Consider the following 16,266-nt stretch of genomic DNA (forward strand, 5'->3'; position numbering starts at 1 on the left):
TTTTTTTTGATCTAGAAAAATTTCTGCTTAAGGTATTAAAGTCTCCAGATGTCGGCTGTCAGAAATAAGGAAGCTGGCACCACTGTGAGCCTCAGTCTCCGAGCTTAACTGCCACGTATCTGTAATCGACAAAAGTCGAACAGCTACTCTACGTCAGCCTTTGCACTGTTATTTCGGAAATATTTCTCGGGAACTCTTTTGTGATATAAAACTTTGTTTACAGGTTAAAAAGTTTTTTCTATCCCCCTAAATACAAATAAGCTAGCCTACATATAACCTCGTAGACTAGCTTATTCTTATTTTTTAATCTTTATCATCAAATAATTCTGATTCCATCTTTTCTTGTTTTTTCTTATTTAAAATGTAGAGAAGCTCAAATGTCAGAAAGGAAAATATGGTTGCAGCAATAAAAGTCACTAAAATTCCTGCCCACCCAATTCCAGTACCTAGTTTAAAGAGGTCCTTATTAAGGTAGGAGTTTACTATTGCCACAACTAAGCCTGTTATCAGACTGTTGATAATAATAATTTTTTGTCCAGATAGCTTTGAGCTAAAAACATCATTTCCCACAAGTATATTTCCAATAAGAATATAGGCAGTACCAAAGAGAAAGATTATCATCTCCACTATATATTGTGAAAATGGTGCCTTAAAATAATACTGTTGTACTAGTACCGATACCAGCAGTCCTATCATGACGATTTGAAAAGCTCCACTGGCTACTATTCTTTTTTGACTAACGACTCTTTCATCTGTAACAACTTGTTTTTTCATTGTGATTCCTCCCAGAATAGATCATTTAATGTTTTTCCGAGTACCTTACAGATAGCAAGGCACAACTTGAGGGTCGGGTTATAGTTGCCCGCTTCAATTAGTCCAATCGTTTGTCTTGTCACACCAACTGCATTAGCAAGGTCTTCTTGGTTCATATCTAGTTCAATACGTGCAATCTTCATCTTTTTATTTTTCATCCAGTTCCCTCCTTACACTTATATTGTAATGAATAACACACTTAATGTCAACTATATATTACATTATGTTTCATAAAAATAGCAAACCATTTTTCGGTCTGCTACTTTGATAGTCAATTATTATCCTTTTTAACTGTATCTATTAATATATACTTGCGATTTCGATTCTCACCTTTAGTTACTAAAAAGCCTAGTTCAACAAGCCGAACTAAATATCTACGTGCTGTCCCACTAGATTTTTGACTTAATTGAGTAGCTTTGCATTCCCAATTTCTCCATGCACCTTTAGATATGGATAAATCTTTTTGAAAAATAATTTTTCGTTATCGTTCATTTTATCACTCATTTTATCGCTCGTTTTATCGCTCAAAATGATTGGTTCCGAATATTCTTCTCTACTTATATAGACATCAGAAACCGTTTGAAGAATAACTTCTAACATAAACTCAATGAATTTGCTTGAATCATTTTCTTTTCCACCAATAGCAAGCATGTCATAATATTGTGATTGATTTTGATAAACAATCGTCTCAATTGGTATCCATTGAAAAATCTCATTCCATTTTGATAGGATCAGATTTTGCCAAAGTCTTCCCATACGACCATTACCGTCTGAATTTTTAGCGGTAAGTGACAGTTTGATTAGTCAATTTATTGTATTACAACTTAACCACCTTACTAGCATTACTCTCACAAAATGCTCGGTCGTGTTCTACAAATAGAAGGGTGATATCTTGTTCTTTGAGCAGATTCTCAATCTGCATGCGTGAGATAACATCAATAAAGTTCAAGGGCTCATCCCAGATGTAGAGGTGGGCACGCTCTGACAAACTTTTAGCGATAAGGACTTTTTTCTTTTGTCCTTGACTCAAGTCTTCAATATTTTTCTCGAATTGGTCTTTAGAAAAGTCCAGTTTGTTCAACATAGCCCTAAAGATAATTTGGTCTAGGTCATGCTGCTTCGAAAAATCTATTAGATTGCCCTGTAATTGAGAGGTATCCTGCGATACATAAGAGATAACTAGCTGAGGATTCTTTTTTAGTAGACCTTCATAAGGAACGTCTTGCCCTAAAATTAGTTTTAAAATGCTGGACTTGCCACTACCATTTTTACCTTGGAGTGCAACTTTTTCTCCTTGTTCAATGGTAAAATTGATGCCTTCACAGACCAGCTTATCGCCGTAATGAATGGCGATATCGCTTAATTCAAGCACCCTCTTATCGTGAAACTTCAAGCTAACAATCTTCAATTCTTCTTTAGCTTCAATATTTTTTAGAAGTTGCGATTTTTTCTCAATGGATTTCTTTTGTCTGCGTTCTAGGTTTTTGGACTTTTGCATCATCTTAGCCGCCATATGCCCAATATGGCCCTTATCCGCCGCTCCTACTTTACTTTTTTCCACCTGGTCCGACCAGTCTGAAGTACGTCTAGCGGCTTTGGTCAGACGCTTGATGTCCTTTTTCAACTTCTCGTTCTCAGCACGTTCAAAATTATCCTGCATCTCTTTGTTAGCCCACCAGGATGAAAAATTGCCTTTTTGAATCTCAATATTGGTCTTATTGATAGACAAGATATGATCAATACAATCATCTAAAAACAAGCGGTCATGGGAAATCAAAATATAGCCCTTTTTCTTATTCAAGTAGGCACTGAGCATTTTTCTGGCGTCTATATCCAAATGATTGGTGGGCTCATCTATGAGTAGAAAGGCATTTTCCTTCAAAAACATAGCGGCCAGCAAGACTTTGGTTTGTTCGCCATTGGATAGAGTGCCAAAAGGTCTGTATAGGGCATCATAATCCATATCTAGTAAGGACAGCTCACGCTCAATTTCCCAATCCATGGCTTGTGGGCTTATTTGGCGGACGATGTCTATGGTAACATCATCCATGTTTTCAACTTCATAAGGAAAGTATTCGAAGGTAACATCAGCTGATATCGTTCCCTTGTATTCATATTTTCCAAGCAGCAGGTTAAAGAAAGTCGTCTTTCCACGACCATTACGGCCGGTAAAACCGAGTTTCCAATTAGTGTCTATCTGAAAGCTAACTTCTTCAAAAATAGTATCGTAGCTACCCTCATAGCTAAACGTTAGGTTTGTTACATTAATTAATGACATATAGGTGTCCTCCTTTGTAAATGGCTTCTAACAAAGTCGGAGTCTCAGGCATTAAAATAGCCCATGAAATCAGACTTTATTGAAAAGTAACGTGTCTTCGTAAATTAGCAGCTATGCGCATTGGACCAACCTCCTTGTCAAAATTTGCATAAAAAATATGAGCTGCAAGAATGGACTTATTCTCGCAGCTCATAAATATACTTGCCCAGACCTATAGATAGACTGAGCCCAGTGGATCATTTAGAGGAAAAGAATAACTTCTTGCATAAGCACACCAAAAAAGCATGGGCTAGTTTGGTTTGTTTGTACTTGGTTACCTGCAAGAAATTACTTCATTTTCCCACCTCAAATTCATTTGTTTGTTTTATTATACTTGATTGAGGTTTGTGGTTCAAGGAATTCTATGTTTTTGATCTTTACCAAGGCTGATTCGTTGGACCCATGGTAAATTCGTTAACATTGGTATCTTCTGGTTGATCAATTGCAAAAGCAACAACATTGGCAACACGTTCTGCCGGGATTTCATAGACGTCGTAGAGGGCTCTCATATTTTTATTGGTATCAGGGTTAGTGATGCTATCGACTAATTCTGATTGAACCGCTGCTGGATAGATGGTTGCGGTTCGGATATTGGTTCCCTCTTGAGCAGACTCCATACGTAGTACTTCCATTAAATCTCTAACAGCCCATTTTGTAGCGCCATATACAGCTCCTCCTGGATAAGCTTTTAGACCTGCTACGGATGAGGTTGTAATCACATGTCCGGATTTTTGAGCTGTAAATTCTGGTAGGACGGCTGCGATACCGTTAAGAACACCTTTAATATTGACATCAATCATGGCATCCCAGTTATCTTGTTCTAAGGCGGATAGAGGTGCATTAGGCATGAGTCCAGCGTTAAGGAAGATTACATCAACTTTACCAAAACTTGTTTTTGCCAGTTCCACTAGAGAAAGATTATCTTCCCGTTTAACAACATCAGTCACCTGATAAACCGCATGCCCACCCTCAGCTGAAATCTTGTCCACGATAGCTTTTAGTTTGTCCTCACGGCGAGCCCCTAATACTACCTTTGCCCCTTCTTTTGCCAACTTGTAAGCAGTCGCTTCTCCAATTCCTGATGAAGCGCCAGTAATAATTACTACCTTATCTTTGATTGTCATCGAATTCTCCTCCTGCTTGTTTTTGATGTCTTTAGTATAAGGTCAAATTCATTCTATTACAAATAGTTATATTGCATAATTACTATGCTTATTACCTATATCATGCTACTATAATAATAAAAGGAGTGATTGGATGGATATTCGTATTTTGACCTATTTTGTCGCTATTGTAGAAAGTAAAAGCATCTCACATGCTGCCAATCATTTACATGTGACACAACCGACTTTATCTAGGCAAATAAAAGACTTGGAGGAAGAATTAGATACTCTCCTATTTCATCGAGGTAGTCGGGAAATCCAACTAACGGAGGACGGGCAGTACCTCTATAATCGTGCCTTAGAAATTTTAGCCTTAGTAGAGAAGACTCAGGGTAATTTACGCAAATCTGATGCATACTCTGGTGATATTTCTATTGGTGCTGCTGAAATTCCATCATTTGAACCCTTAGCACTTGCCGTCAGTGAGATGAGACGACAATATCCACAAGTAAAATTCCATCTTCACAGTGGCAATGCACAAGACATCTTTGAAAGAATAGATAGTGGTATTTTGGACCTAGGTTTGGTTATTGGTGACTTTGATAGTCGAAAGTATGATGGATTACCCATGCCTATGACGGAAAGATGGGGCGTGCTGACACGAACTGACCATCCATTTGCTGGTAAATCAGAAGTCAATTTGAAAGACGTGACTGACTATCCCTTAATTCTATCTGCGCAAGCTAATCACGGTCAGCATTATTTACAAGGACTTGGTGATTATACGGTAGTAGCGACATACAATCTCTTATACAATGCCAGTCTGCTGGTTAAAACAGGGTTGGGCATTGCCATCACCATAGAGGGGATTCTCAACTTGACTGACACGGAACTTTCCTTTACGCCAGTCAAGCTGCCCAACACCGATGGACTGCATATCATCTGGAAGAAATCTGTGACTCAAAATCGTCTATCAAAAAAATTATTGGATATACTTAGTGATAAGTATCTGCCAGCCTAAGGTTTGGTTGTATGAAATAAGGAGGTTTATATGAACATTATTACTAAAAGACTGAAAATTTGAGCTTTTGAGCAAATGGATATAGATAATATTTTTGAAATTTACAAAGATGAAGAAACCTGTAGATACTTGTTGCATAAACCTTGGACAAGTGCCACTAAAGATAGTGAATTTCAAAAGAAATTATCAGAAAATTGCTTAACAAGAACTTCCCCTATCAGTTTGGCCTGTGAGTTAGGTAATGTAGTTATAGGTGATATTTCAATATGGTATACGGATATGAAAGAAACGGTAGAGATTGGTTTTGTCTTTAACAAGAACTATGCAGGTAAGGGCTATGCCACCGAAGCTCTAAAAGCTGTGATAGATTTTCTCTTCGCTGTTGAAAAAGTCCATCGAATCCAAGCCAATCTTGACTCTAGAAATATTTCTTCCGCCAAGTTATGCGAGAGACTTGGCATGCGACAAGAAGCTCATTTCATAGAAGACTATTGGAATAAAGGTGAATGGACAGATAGTTTTGTTTATGGAATGCTGTTGTCAGATTTTAGCCATGTCGCTGGGCAAGGGGTCCAGAAATAGAAACTTTTATTTCTAAATCATGAAAGAGTGTCCGAAAAATACAGACATAAGAAGAGTGGTATCATTGAAAGCTAACGTCTTTCGGTGATACCACTCTTCTTATGTCTAACAGAGCAAATGGAGACTTTTTGTCCAGTTACTTCATTTTCTACATGTCATTAATGTTGGTCTAGGTCTTGAAGAATATGATTCACGGCTTCTTCAAGGCTTACATTTTCATGGAAAATCGTTTCAGTTATGGAAGTGAGGTAATCTTTTTCTCTCCACCATTTGTGCATAGCAGTTGCGCCATATTCTTTTGCTTTGTCTATCTTTGTTTGATGCCGTCTAAGTGTTTCTTCAAATGGAATGTCCCAGTAATAAGCATAAATCTCATCACCAAACAAGTCTTTAACATGACTAAAAAATGGTTCATACCACTCGAATTTGAATATGCCTTCAAGGATAGTGATTTCTGTGTGCTGGTGTCCGTATTCCACTAGATTGGTAAGTAAAGGTATGACTAAAGTATTGGGGCCGTCTTTGACATGTAGGATGTCTCTTCTAATCATGTCCTGAGAAATCATCATAGTATTACATCCCAGTCGCTCTTGAAGTTCTTTGGCAACACTCGTTTTACCGCTAGCAGAATTGCCTCTTAGAATGATTACTTTTTTCAAGTTGTATCTCCTTTATGGTTTGTAGAGTGGAAGTTCTAATTATGTGGTCTTATACCTGTAAAGACTGTTTTAAAATCTAGAATATTCCTATAAATAACCAGAATAATTATACTACTCATGATGATTATACTCTAAAGTAGTATAATCACTTCACAAATCATCTATCTCAAACCATAGCCACGCAAATATCGCCATCTTCTTGGCTCATTACGCCAAAACCAATCACATCACCACTATGAATCCCAAAACTTTGACTAGGTTCATTTAACAACTGACCTTTTATCTCGTTCTCATCAACATCAAGGCAACGCACCCAGCAGCCTTCTGGATCTTTGTTCTCAGCAAGCAAGTAAACCAAGACATCATCTGGATAATCCGTATTGCGACTGTTATCTATTGATTCAATCCCTCTAGTAATTTCAACACTATCTGTAGAACTATAGGTTTCTTTAACCATATCAATCTTATCTTGATACGGACTAAGGTCCACATGACTAGCAAAAACAATGATACAGTCAGCAACACTAGACCTGCGTAATTTAGAAGACACCTCCTTATTCCCAGCAAATGGGCTTATCTTACCATGATCATAGAAGCCCCAGCCCAAAACTTCAAAAGTAAAACCTGCTTCATGGTCAATATAGCCGTAAACTAGAATACCATTAGCCTCTTTAGGTCTAGGCAAATCACTAGATTTCATGGTTTTACTAATATTTTCATTGACACTTAGAAAGCAAATTTCATGGTACATATCACGGAAATTCAGATTATCTACTGTTAACATAGTTTCCCCTCACAATCAGATGGTTTTTATGATGTATCTACTTATTTGAAATTACCAATGATTTTTACACTTTTAGAAAGAGCCCTTCTTCAAGATTAATCAGGCTCTTTCAATAAACTTACTTGCCAGTTTATAAACTTGATTTATTTCTTTGTTGGTTAAGTTCCACGTCACCCCGAATAATCCAAAATAAAGCGCCCTACTTCCATAGCGCAATCTTCGCTTTGAGGGTATACCCCAACGTTATCCGCATAGGCGTGGCCGAATCCTTTGTAGAGCACTGTCCTGGTTTCTACTCCAGCCTTAGCTAATTTGGCAGCATAGGCCAAACTTTCGACTCTTAAAAAGTCATGCTCTCCGACAGTAATAAAGGTCGGTGGTAGTCCCTTAGGATTTCTAAGATATGGACTCAAATACCCATTGGCGACATCTTTAGCTCCTAAAACAGTTCCCAAAGATGATATGGAAGAACCAAAGACTCCAATCATGCTTTCTATCCCGTCCTTATGTTTGGGTGACATCTCAAACTCATCGATACTCCATTTGAAATAGTCATCTTCAACTCCAGCCATATTGACGGTTGGATAGAGCAAGAGTTGCCCTTTGACCATGCCTAATCCATCTTCCAAATCCCTAGTCGTACAGTATTGTGCCAGATTTCCACCAGCACTGTCACCACCCACAAAAATATTGTGCTGGTCTCCCCCTAGGCTCTCAGCATTTTCATAAACCCATTTCAAGGTGCTATAACAATCTTCGTGTCCTGCCGGGTATGGATTTTCTGGCGCCAGTCTGTAGTCTACAGAAACGGCGAGGATATCCGTTTTTTCAACAACTAGCTTAACAAATTCTTCCACTACATCTGGCGAACCCGCAAAGAAACCACCACCGTGAATATAGTATAAAATCGGTGCATTTCCTTTGGTACTTTCTGAGCGATAGATTCGAATGGGAATCTGATTTCCATCTATTCCAGTTACAGTCTTGTATTCAATAGAAATAGGTTTTTCTACAATAGGCTTACTTTTTAATTGATTAAACATCTTTCTAAGGTTGACGACTCCTTTTGGCGTTAAATCCATCTGCAGCAAGGATTTTGGTGTATGTTTCATCATAAAAAGTTGAGCTTTTATATCATTGTATAGTCGAGAATCTATGGCACCCTTTTCGTCACTATCTGGCAAATTTTTGACGAGCACTTTTGTACCTTTAATCAAGACCATTTTTTGACGTTCAATGAGCTTTTTCAACAAGTCTTCACTGTATTTTCTTTTCAAATGCTTTCCTCCTTTTCGAATTTCTATGCCAGCTTTTTATTTGTTGGTTAAATCCATTATAGATGTCACTATCTTATCCAATTCCAAATTCAAATTTTCAATTGAAGAGTGATTATCAATAGAATAATCTGCTAATTCCTGATACTTTAGGGCTCCTTGCGAAACCTTGGTAATATCCTTTTCATAGACTAGTCTGCTAATCTCTGATGTATCTTTCCCTGTTTTGATGGCTTCTCTTTCTACTCTATCTTCAAATCTTGCCTCCAAATAGATAACGATAAAATCTTCTTTAAGAACTTTCTTGAAATATTCCCCAAAGAATGGATCTCTCAAACTTTCAACCACAATAAAAGGATAACTACCGTACTCATCCTTCAACTTCTGAATCATTTTTTCAAGAAAGAATTCAGTGAATTTGTTTGGAGTATCATACAAATATCTATGAAAATCTTCTAGATTAATTTCTTCTTTAAAGTAATCCACTCGGAACTTCTCAATATACTTAACAATCTTTACTCTAGGGATGGAATGCCGTTTTGATAAATAGCTTCCAGAATAACTTTTCCCACTCTCACTTAGTCCGCCCAAGCCAATAATCTTCACAAGATCATCCTCCCACTTCATTCTTTTAACATAGGTTTATTATACCCTAACTCACTAAATAGAGCTGAATAAAACTCCCAACTCACTAAAATTTTAAAGCTATAAAGATACTGGATAAGAAGTACTTCATAAAGCAAAAGAGTTTCCGACAAAAGAATCAGAAATAATGGTGAATGAGCATAGCTGACGCACAGTGACTGTTTCGGCTTTAGCCGATTTACAGCCATGTAGACAGCTAAGCCGTGAGACCAAGGCTCACGGCGGTGCCACCATTCTCATTTCTGATTCTTTTGTCGGAAACTCTTTTGTGATTTAGAAATAGATTTATTCTTTAAGGATTTTTTGTCCAGACTTGAACCATTTAATCAATCTACCGTTTCACTCAACAATTTCCACTAGACTTTCTTCTATTCCCCCGCCATCAACTTATTGGCTTCTTCAAGCAATTTGTCATCATCAAAGAGTGGGAATGTCACTATCCGCTGATAGATTTTGTACTCAGTCGTAAGAAGTCCACCATCTGGATTTTCTATATTGAGAGACCTATCGAAAATTTGGTCCAAACTAACCGCTTTACCGCCCGGATGGATGTACCCATTCGGTTCATATTGATTGAAGGTGATTGGGAATGTCTTTATCAGTTCTCCCGATGGAAAATCAATTAAGTAAGCTTTCCTTTCATCTTCACTGATACGAATGGTGAGTAGTTTACCTGACTCGCTATCATAATAATAGGTGTCTTCTTTCTCATTGGCAATCTCGTCTAACTCTTCAGGCAAGCTGTGGTAGGTAGCCTTTCCGTCTTTCCATTGGAAGCCTTCATTGATGTAAATTCCACTAGCAACCCCTTCATTCATCGTGAAGACACGTCCTGGAGTTCTACCTATAACGCTCCACTGATTCTTTTGGTAAAGAACCGCTCTTCCTTCCAAATAATTCACGACAAAATTGTTGGCATCTTGTGACTCCACGATACTTCCTACATTGCCACTATCGATCGGATACTCACCCATTAATTGTCCATCTAGTGAGAATTCTTTTAGGACTCCCTCAGAACTAGCTGCATAAACGAAGGATGAATCTCTGGCAATTTCAAAAACTGATGTATAGGCATCTACTGGTACTTGTTTCAAATCCCCTGTTTCCGTATTCATAATGCCCAGTACATTCTTACCACTAACCAACAGTGAAATGATTAAACTTTTACCGTCCCCTGAGATTCTAAACCGATTACCGACATCAATATAGTGCCCTAATAACCCTAAGTTTCCTTGCCCTTTAATCTCTTGTGTAGTCTTACCCACATTGTCATAGAGAACCAGTCGTTCGTTTTGATAAATGACTGTGTATCTGCCATTCAGAGAAGTAGTAATATTCTGACCTTCTTTTGTTTCTGTATTTCTTGGAGCATAGTCAAAAATTTTAATCTGCTTAGAAACACGACTGAGTGAGTAGAATTTATCTCCTTTGTTTGGAAGATAAATCTCTTCCGGCACTCCTAAACCACTCTTGATGTACTTATCAATAACATTACCATCCATAATCAAACCGGCATCTCCAGTATCAAATTGCAGCACGATTCGATTTCTATCAAAGTCCACTTTATAATCAAGGATTTCTCCATTGAAAAGGCTGTACCTTTCCATTGTTTCCCCACTTTTAGTATTTACTTTAAGCAGTTCTGCGCCAGAATTGATATAAAAGTAAGAGCCGTCAGGAGATTCTTTAAGAGAATAGTTATCCGAATAGCTTTTGTTCTCTCTAGTCATTTCTAAGTCAAAGCTTTGTATGTTGCGTTTTTCTAATCGGTTATTGTTGATTAGGTAGAGGCTATTACCATCATTAGAATAGCGAATATCCCGGTATGCAGTTAGTATGCTTGTTCCGTCCTGCATCTTGAACTCCATCCCTGGAAGTTGTTTGATAACCTCCCCAGTCATCAAGTTTATGATCATTGCTGACTTTTCTGGTGCACTTGAGCTGGTCAAAACGGCCGCTTCCATCTTGACAGGATTCACTCTGATTTTCATAGTGTTTACTGGTAGGGTAGTTAGACTAGCAACCTCTTCCCAGCTGCCTACTTTTCGAATACTTAAGCGTGCTTGTGAGGCTGTAAGTCCGATACTAATAAGATGCTGATTGTCTTCTGTAAACATCAACATAACCACATTACCAGGGTTGTCGTACTCACTCAAAAGTTGGTAAGTAGTGGCATCCCAGATCATGATTTTATTATCAAAAGCGCCACTAGCTAGGTACTTATCGTCCTTACTCATTGCAACAATCTTGACCTGTTCTTTATGCCCCAAAATGGTGGCCAATTCCTTGCCTGTTTCTGCATCCCAGACACCAATTTGGTTATTTTTGTAGCCTGAAAAAATACGTTTCCCAGCTTGGTCTAGGGTGAAAAAGCTCATCTTATTTTCGGTGTTGATATTGGTTAAAAGATTGGCGCTGTAATTATAGATAACATCGTTTAAGATGGCACGGCGCTCTGCTATTCGCTTGGTATAGCTGTTCATATCAGAGGTTAGATTCTCAACAGCTTGGTTTGCCACCGTGACCGCTTCAAATTTATTGCCATCATTGACATCTTTTCTGGCAGTTTCCAGTAGAATTTGCGAAGTTTGTTGGATAACTTCTCGCTTAGCAGCCGCTTCTTTTTGGTAGGCTTGGAACATGAAGATACCAAAGAAGAGGAGCGCTACTGATGAAATGGCGCTAGCCACCATAATTTGTCTAGTTTTACGGATTTTATCTCGCTGTTTTAAGTCTCCATAAGTAACCCCCAGCATGGAGGCCATGATGCGGTACTTCTCATCCTTTAGCAGATGAAGGGTTTCTTTGGTATAGCCTTTAATCTCTTCTGCTGACATATTTTCATATTTCAGCTCAGGGTTTTCAATCATGGCTTTGGGTCTTAGTTCAGCTGCTAAAACATCTCTTTGTTGGGTTTCTTTTCCCCCTTCTTCTGTTTCAATTTCCCGTGTTAGGGACAATAGTGAATTGGGGAAAGACTCGCTTGGCTCACCTTCAATGAGGACTGGCAAAATATTACCATCACCGTGGAACTTTCTAAAGAGGTCGATTTCTCTTAGACACCAAGGAGATAGTTTTGTTCGTCTGGAGACGATAACAATTAGGAATCTACTTTCTTCTAGTGCCTCTACGATAGATTCATTGAGATCCTTGACTGTCAGCTCATCACGATCTCTGAACACACGAAAAGTAGGCGCCTTGTTGTCTTTGTAAAGCTCTTTTGGCGCCTTGTAAGACTCCACCATTTTGTGGATGGCCTCCGCAACAGAAGCATCTGGTTCTAGGTGTCGGTAACTGATAAAGGCATCATACTTATACTTTTTTTCTTCAGCCATAACCTTTGTCTCCTAAAATGTTGATAGCACTGCGATGACATCATAGATAGGGTGACATTGGAAGAACAAATCCCCAATAATGCGGTCCCAATCTTCTACTAGACATGGGTGAGTCTTTCTCATCTCATCCTTGGTTTCGCCATAGGTAAAGCCAAGGCTGTAGTAGAATCTACACCATCTTAAGTGCTCCAGTTGTGCAAGAAAATTAATAATTTCATACGTTTCAAGATATGCAGTTAGCCCGACTTTCAAGCTCTCTCCTGATGACACTTCTACCATTTCTTTTAATTCTTTTTTTCGTTCGTTCAACCATTTTTTTATCCGTTCATCATCCCACTGGAAATAATGGCGTAAAATTTCTTGTTTGACACGACTATGTGCGGCTGAGTTTCTGGAAGAAGACTTTTTAACTTCACTGATTTGATCCCAAGGTGCTCCAGGCGGATTGCCAAATTCTTCAGCAGTCTTATTATAGTAATCATTGAAGTTACGAGCCTTAATATCCAGCTCTTGGTTAATAATATATCTGGGATCCATAATCTCTTTCAGGGTACCAAAGGCTCTGATGTCTCCCCCGCTCTTATCAAAAAGAGGTGCAAAGCTAACAGAAGTATTATTTTTAAAGTATATTGCTGGCCTTGGGAAAACTCTTTGAATCCTTTCGATAATTTCCAATGCCATCATAGGATCTTCGTCAACAATTAGGAAGCGAGTAATGTGTTTCAGCTCTTGAAGTGCCTGAAGGAAATCTCTTCCTGCCGGGTTAACATTGACATCCCTAATATCCAATGCCTGGTCTAGCTCAGGATAATCAGCTAATAGCTCATCAATTTCTCGTTTAAAGCCACGCCCCATCATGGTCACACGGATAGGTTCTTTCAAAGAGATGGTAAAATCATTAGCAACACGCAATAAGAAGCTCTTAACAAAACTATCGTAGCCAACCACAACAAAATGAGGTGCCTTCATCTCCCAAACACCTGTCTTTTGGGTGGCAATGTGACTTTGGATATCCTCTTCATTGTTCATGATCCGGTCTACATACAATTGGTCTTCATCGTAAAAGGTGACATCAACTAGAGATAAGCTTGGTTGATTTTCACGCAATCGACTAATCATTTTTTCGAGCATGTCACGCAAAGCATAAGATTTCATGCGGACAACGACACGGATGCGCTGTTTGGGCTTTAGCAGTGGAATCAGATGCGCAAAGGACTCATAATTCTTTAAATCGTCTGACATAAAGATGATTGTTTCACAATTGTTGATGCTGGCTTCTGCAATTTTGGATATTTTTTCTAAATAGGGTGCCTTAGTAAAATCAATGGTCGCAAATGGGTAACCTAGCTTTTCTACCTCTTCTTTATCTTGCGCCTTAATGGCGGTGTCGTGATAGACATAGACGCGTTTTTTCTTGGTTAATGCCTTAATCTTTCTAAGCAAAACAAGAGTTTCTTTTTGATAGCCGATGATGACCATCTTTGTGGAAAACCGGTATGCCAATAAGTTTTTCAAGTGGAGCAAGAAGACGTTCAGCCAACTGAGGACCAATGCTGAGGACAAAAGTGGGGCCAGCCATTTTGCCACTTCATAGAAGGGAGAATAGTCTGCATCTGGTGACAAGGTTGGGGCGAAGAAAAATAATTTAAATGTCCCAAATGCGATGGCCGTCACCATTTGCCATGGCTTCTCAATCCTGCTTTCATAGTATTGGTAGAGCCCGATAACCCCAAGTACGATCGCCACAGCAAATAAGAAAATAAAGGCTCTTCTCAGGTAATAACTCTGGTTTTCTTTCCATTTTTTCAAGTGCTACCTCACCTCCTAGAATTCAACTTCATTATACAATAAATGTTTGGTGAAATAAAAGAAGTTGTGGGGGTGGCAAAAATCCATAATGAATACTAACTATTTCTAAATCACAAAAGAGTTTTGCGAAAAAGATTATCAAAAATGAGAACGGTGGCACCGCCGTGAGCCGAGGTCTCACTGGCATAGCTATCTACGTGGCTGTAATTGGCGAAAGCGCTAAACATCCACTGTACGCCAGCTATGCTTTACACCGTTATTTTTGATAAGTTTCTAGGGAACTATTTTATTTGCTTACCATTTGGACTTCTTGCCCAGTATCAACTCATTATTGGTTTATACGTAGATGTTAGTATGACGAAATAGCTTTTTATTTTATAGATCCTATATTTGCCTTACTTTAATAGCTTCCCATTCGTCCCTCAAGACACCATAAGAGACGCTATCATAGTATACACCTTTCCAGAATCTTACCTTTCTAATTTGGGCTTCCTTTTGCATTCCGATTTTTTCAGCAGCTTTCATCATCCTGATATTGCCACTCCAAGTCGACAAGCCAACATGTTCAAGCTCTGGAATTTCTTCAAATATCTCGCTCACCCATATGTTTAGCGCCTTAGTTCCGATGCCACCGCTCCAATACTCCGGCTCATAGATGCTAATCCCTATATTGAGCCACAAGGTCTTTTGGTTTTCCCAATACCTTGTCACCACACCGATTGGAGTGCCGTTTACTAAAATACATTTACACCTCTCGCTCATGAGAAATGAATATACAGAACTAGCTGCAAATTCCTCAAAGGTATCAAATTTCTTGTAGTCATTGTCAAAGTATGGGGCATCCCACTTCTTCCACTCAGGATTGTCTTCTCTAAAGCCCCGCTTCCAAATCTCTCTTATATATTTTTCCTTCATTGTTTCTAAAGAAATCATTGTCTTATTCATGGTTCTCCTTTTGTTTTCTTATTCCGAAAGTCCACATATCTCAAATTATCTACTTTCTCACCAAATCTTTCCATCACAATCTCTCTATATTTTTCTGCTGGAAAAAAATATTCTGTTTTACCATTCTCTGTCATTGTGAAAAACCAGTCAAAATTCACAAATTGATTAAGTTCTATTGTGTGTAAGATACCCTCACGAATATAGCGATAAAAATTATAGCCATCGTCAGCAAAATTACTTTGTGTTCTATTCAAAGTGGCAATGGCACTTCTATCCTTCAGTTTTTCAAAAATAAAAATGGGACTAGATTTTAACATTTTCTCTATCGCACTTGTCATTTCCTCATCCGCTTTATATATTTCATATAAGTAATCTGCTATTTTATTCCCAATATCACCCATATCTCCATATTCAATATCGAATAGAAAGAGTGTTAATTTACTGGCGAAATTTACCAGTTGAATACATTTTTTTCTATCAAAATCAAATAGTTTTGCACCCCACTCAAGAAGTCGATCACCACTTTCCCTTTCAAAATATATCTCAACAAATCGGTCCATTGGTGGCGTAAATTCTTCTGGCATTGGTAGGTCGTATCTTTCAATAGTTTTCTTTGTAGCATAAATAATCATGATGCACCTCCTGTATCGTTTTTCTAATGAATACGTTTTACCTCACTCTCAGTATACCATTTTTTTCTTTTTAATTATCAATTTTTGAAAGCTTGATGTATCATGGGCTAAAAAACAAACTAGCGTATTCTAGGTTTTAGTAAGACTAATAGAAGGGGCTGGGCAAAAAGTCTGTAATAAAATAAAAAAGTTTCTAAATCATAAAATAGTTCCCCAGAAATCTATCAGAAATGGGAACGATGGCACCGCCGTGAGCCGAAGTCTCACTGGCTTAGCTGTCTACGTGGCTGTAATCGGCTGAAGCCGAAACATCCACTGTGCGTCAGCTATGCGTTACACCGTTCTGT

At 38.3% G+C, this 16,266-nt stretch carries 15 protein-coding genes; 2 read left to right on the forward strand and 13 right to left on the reverse strand.

The features are described 5' to 3' along the window. Nucleotides 1–303 precede the first annotated feature (303 nt). The 5 genes from NPA36_RS08335 to NPA36_RS08355 form a co-directional block, all read right to left on the reverse strand. Complete coding sequence (locus NPA36_RS08335; protein WP_256945668.1) at nucleotides 304–774, reverse strand: DUF6773 family protein; 471 nt, start codon at nucleotides 772–774, stop codon at nucleotides 304–306. Further along, nucleotides 771–971, reverse strand: a complete 201-nt coding sequence (locus NPA36_RS08340; protein ID WP_256945669.1) for a helix-turn-helix transcriptional regulator — start codon at nucleotides 969–971, stop codon at nucleotides 771–773. The genes NPA36_RS08335 and NPA36_RS08340 overlap by 4 nt, the downstream gene beginning before the upstream one ends. Before the next feature lie 244 nt (nucleotides 972–1,215). Further along, nucleotides 1,216–1,569, reverse strand: coding sequence for a Fic family protein (locus NPA36_RS08345; protein WP_256945670.1), 354 nt, complete (start codon nucleotides 1,567–1,569; stop codon nucleotides 1,216–1,218). Between the two features lie 61 nt (nucleotides 1,570–1,630). Beyond that, nucleotides 1,631–3,091, reverse strand: coding sequence for a ribosomal protection-like ABC-F family protein (gene abc-f / locus NPA36_RS08350; RefSeq protein WP_256945671.1), 1,461 nt, complete (start codon nucleotides 3,089–3,091; stop codon nucleotides 1,631–1,633). A 416-nt stretch (nucleotides 3,092–3,507) separates the two neighbouring features. Further along, complete coding sequence (locus tag NPA36_RS08355) at nucleotides 3,508–4,254, reverse strand: SDR family oxidoreductase (RefSeq protein ID WP_256945672.1); 747 nt, start codon at nucleotides 4,252–4,254, stop codon at nucleotides 3,508–3,510. 133 nt (nucleotides 4,255–4,387) lie between these two features. On the opposite strand from NPA36_RS08355, the gene NPA36_RS08360 reads away from it, so the two are divergent. Both NPA36_RS08360 and NPA36_RS08365 read left to right on the forward strand, forming a co-directional pair. Then, nucleotides 4,388–5,254: a LysR family transcriptional regulator gene (locus tag NPA36_RS08360; RefSeq protein WP_256945673.1), complete on the forward strand. Its 867-nt coding sequence runs from the start codon at nucleotides 4,388–4,390 to the stop codon at nucleotides 5,252–5,254. Nucleotides 5,255–5,329: 75 nt separating this feature from the next. After that, nucleotides 5,330–5,836, forward strand: coding sequence for a GNAT family N-acetyltransferase (locus tag NPA36_RS08365; RefSeq protein ID WP_256945674.1), 507 nt, complete (start codon nucleotides 5,330–5,332; stop codon nucleotides 5,834–5,836). A 158-nt stretch (nucleotides 5,837–5,994) separates the two neighbouring features. Here NPA36_RS08365 and NPA36_RS08370 read toward each other — a convergent pair whose 3' ends face one another. The 8 genes from NPA36_RS08370 to NPA36_RS08405 all read right to left on the reverse strand — a co-directional run bounded on the left by NPA36_RS08370 (nucleotide 5,995) and on the right by NPA36_RS08405 (nucleotide 15,919). After that, nucleotides 5,995–6,495 (reverse strand): kinase, encoded by a 501-nt coding sequence (locus NPA36_RS08370; protein ID WP_256945675.1) that lies wholly within the window; start codon nucleotides 6,493–6,495, stop codon nucleotides 5,995–5,997. 166 nt (nucleotides 6,496–6,661) lie between these two features. Continuing rightward, nucleotides 6,662–7,279 (reverse strand): hypothetical protein, encoded by a 618-nt coding sequence (locus NPA36_RS08375; RefSeq protein ID WP_256945676.1) that lies wholly within the window; start codon nucleotides 7,277–7,279, stop codon nucleotides 6,662–6,664. Between the two features lie 170 nt (nucleotides 7,280–7,449). Then, nucleotides 7,450–8,556: an alpha/beta hydrolase gene (locus NPA36_RS08380; protein ID WP_256945677.1), complete on the reverse strand. Its 1,107-nt coding sequence runs from the start codon at nucleotides 8,554–8,556 to the stop codon at nucleotides 7,450–7,452. Nucleotides 8,557–8,592: 36 nt separating this feature from the next. Further along, on the reverse strand, nucleotides 8,593–9,159 hold the full coding sequence (locus NPA36_RS08385) for a nucleoside/nucleotide kinase family protein (RefSeq protein ID WP_256945678.1): 567 nt from the start codon (nucleotides 9,157–9,159) through the stop codon (nucleotides 8,593–8,595). Between the two features lie 407 nt (nucleotides 9,160–9,566). Next, nucleotides 9,567–12,533, reverse strand: a complete 2,967-nt coding sequence (locus tag NPA36_RS08390) for a toll/interleukin-1 receptor domain-containing protein (RefSeq protein ID WP_256945679.1) — start codon at nucleotides 12,531–12,533, stop codon at nucleotides 9,567–9,569. Nucleotides 12,534–12,545: 12 nt separating this feature from the next. Next, nucleotides 12,546–14,342: a hypothetical protein gene (locus tag NPA36_RS08395; protein WP_256945680.1), complete on the reverse strand. Its 1,797-nt coding sequence runs from the start codon at nucleotides 14,340–14,342 to the stop codon at nucleotides 12,546–12,548. A gap of 384 nt (nucleotides 14,343–14,726) precedes the next feature. Next, nucleotides 14,727–15,287, reverse strand: a complete 561-nt coding sequence (locus NPA36_RS08400; protein WP_256945681.1) for a GNAT family N-acetyltransferase — start codon at nucleotides 15,285–15,287, stop codon at nucleotides 14,727–14,729. Then, the gene (locus NPA36_RS08405; RefSeq protein WP_256945682.1) at nucleotides 15,284–15,919 is read right to left on the reverse strand and encodes a DUF6933 domain-containing protein; all 636 of its coding nucleotides are present in this window, start codon (nucleotides 15,917–15,919) and stop codon (nucleotides 15,284–15,286) included. Before NPA36_RS08405 ends, NPA36_RS08400 begins: the two co-directional genes overlap by 4 nt. Nucleotides 15,920–16,266: the final 347 nt, after the last annotated feature.

The organism is Granulicatella seriolae (genome assembly GCF_024543085.1).
In the GTDB taxonomy this organism is placed as follows: domain Bacteria; phylum Bacillota; class Bacilli; order Lactobacillales; family Aerococcaceae; genus Granulicatella; species Granulicatella seriolae.